Here is a 1,460-nt window from a genome sequence, read left to right on the forward strand (position 1 = left end):
TCCGGGCATTAGAGCCAGCACTGTTCAGCAAGCCTCCGATGACAAAAGTTGGGTCGCGATCCGCTTCGGCAAAAATACTGGCAACCAACGAGGTGGTTGTGGTTTTACCGTGTGTTCCGGCTACCGCAATACCGTGACGAAAGCGCATGAGTTCGGCCAGCATCTCTGCACGGCGGACAACCGGTACACGTAACTGGTGAGCGGCAATGAGCTCCGCGTTATCCGTTTTAATAGCGCTGGACACCACAACCACACTGGCACCTTCAATATTTTCGGCCATATGGCCTAACACGACCGTCGCACCCAGACTGCGCAGACGCTCGGTATTGGTATTCTCAGCGATGTCGGAGCCCGATATCTGGTACCCCTGGTTCAACAGAACTTCCGCAATACCCGCCATACCGGCGCCGCCGATACCAACGAAGTGTATTCGCTGTACCCGGCGCATTTCCGGTACGTTCACAATTGTAAATGGCTGTGCGTTGGTTGCGGTCATGCTAGTCATCGCTCTTTTTATATTCCATACATTCATTTGCTAGTCGTTGCGTTGCCTCTGGCATAGCGCACTGACGAGCGAAACGCGCCATTGTCCACAGTTGTTGCCTGTCATGCAATAAACGTTTTAATTGTTGCTGCAATGCACCTTTGGTAACTTCAGTTTGCGGTACTAAAACTGCCGCACCACGGCTTTCCAGGACTTTCGCATTTGCCGTTTGGTGGTCATCTACCGCGTGAGGCAGAGGTACCAGAATGGACGCGACGCCCATAACAGCCAGTTCAGAAATGGTTAAAGCTCCCGCACGACATATCACCAGATCGGCCCGGCTAAAGGCTTCGCCCATATCATCAATAAATTCAGCTACGGTAAGCGCTTTTAGAGCCGGCGCATTCCCGTACGCTTTTTCTGTGGCATCTTCACGGCCCACACCGCACTGATGCACCACATTTAGCTCTACACCATCTAATGCTTTGACGGCTTCCGGTACCGCTTCGTTCAATACCTGCGCCCCTAAACTGCCACCAACCACCAATAAATTTAATTCATCGGTCATTTTTGAGTTGTCGGGCTGTTCAGCTGCTTGCTTCAATAAACCGCTGCGCAAAGGGTTACCCACCACCGGATAGCGTTTCCACTGCGGCAAAGCAACAGGCAGGCCAAGCAGGACTTTGTCGGCTTTTGGCGCCAGCAAACGCGTGGTCATACCCGGAATGGCATTTTGTTCATGCACCACTAATGGCACACCGCAGAGTTTTGCTGCTAAGCCCATTGGGGCACAAACGTAACCACCAAAGGTGGCGACCACCTGCGGCTGAAGCGTTTTAAGTAAACGTCGACACTGCAAAACTGCTTTCGCTAAAGTAAATGGCATTAACAGCTTTCTTTTCAGGCCATGACCGCGCACCCCGGTCATACTAATACTGTGTAAAGCAAAGCCTGCCGCCGGAATAACACGGCTTCA

1 protein-coding gene and 1 pseudogene are annotated in these 1,460 nt (G+C 52.1%); both read right to left on the reverse strand.

Annotation, left to right across the window (positions count from 1 at the left end; genetic code table 11):
* A partial coding sequence (locus B3180_RS04725; protein WP_286843320.1) for a Mur ligase domain-containing protein occupies positions 1-505 on the reverse strand: 505 nt, incomplete at its 3' end.
* Positions 498-1,460 (reverse strand): annotated as a pseudogene (gene murG, locus B3180_RS04730) (undecaprenyldiphospho-muramoylpentapeptide beta-N-acetylglucosaminyltransferase); the annotation flags it as partial. The gene B3180_RS04725 and the pseudogene murG, both read right to left, overlap by 8 nt.

The sequence above is a fragment of the Idiomarina sp. UBA4206 genome (assembly GCF_002383015.1).
Classification (GTDB): domain Bacteria; phylum Pseudomonadota; class Gammaproteobacteria; order Enterobacterales; family Alteromonadaceae; genus Idiomarina; species Idiomarina abyssalis.